Origin of the sequence: Candidatus Pelagibacter communis (assembly GCF_001179845.1) — a bacterium.
In the GTDB taxonomy this organism is placed as follows: domain Bacteria; phylum Pseudomonadota; class Alphaproteobacteria; order Pelagibacterales; family Pelagibacteraceae; genus Pelagibacter; species Pelagibacter ubique_Q.
Genome location: NZ_CVSB01000021.1, coordinates 1 through 765, shown reverse-complemented (window position 1 = coordinate 765; position 765 = coordinate 1). Strand labels below are relative to the sequence as shown.

The window sequence follows — 765 nt, the reverse complement described above, 5'->3', positions numbered from 1 at the left end:
TTACCATTTCTCTTGTAGTCATCCCTGCAATTTCTGGTGTACCAGTGCCTGGAGCAAATGCAGGATCTAAAACATCAATATCAATTGATAAATATAGAGGATTATCTCCTACTCTTTTTCTTATTCTTTCTGCTATTTTATCAGTTCCTTCTGTTTGAAACTCATCACAATGAATTATTTTAAATCCAAAACTTTCATCATTTTTAATATCATCTCTACTATAAAGTGGGCCTCGAATTCCAACATGCATAGAAGCATCATCTAAAAATAATCCTTCTTCTCTTGCTCTTCTGAATGGAGTTCCGTGAGTATAAGGTGCACCAAAATATGTGTCCCACGTATCTAAGTGGGCATCAAAATGAACTAAAGATACAGGGCCCTTATTTTTTTTATTAATTGCTCTTAACAATGGAACAGCAATAGTATGGTCTCCACCTAAACTTATAATTCCTCCAACCTTATTTAATAAATCTGTTGCGCCTACTTCTATTTGTTTAATTGCTTCATCAATACTAAATGGGTTGCAAGCGATATCACCAGCATCGGCTACTTGTTGGATTTTAAAAGGCTCAACATCATAATTAGGATGATAATTAGTTCTCAAATGTCTAGATGCTTGTCTTATACTCTGAGGACCAAATCTTGCTCCAGGCCTATAACTCGTGCCAGCATCAAAAGGGATTCCAACAATCGCAACGTCACAACTTTCAACATCTCTTAACTCCGGCAGTCTTGCAAATGTTGATGGACCAGCAAATCTTGGAA

At 36.3% G+C, this 765-nt stretch carries 1 protein-coding gene; it reads right to left on the bottom strand.

Annotation, left to right across the window (positions count from 1 at the left end):
- A partial coding sequence (gene speB, locus AMN81_RS01280; RefSeq protein WP_072090337.1) for an agmatinase occupies positions 1–765 on the bottom strand: 765 nt, incomplete at both ends.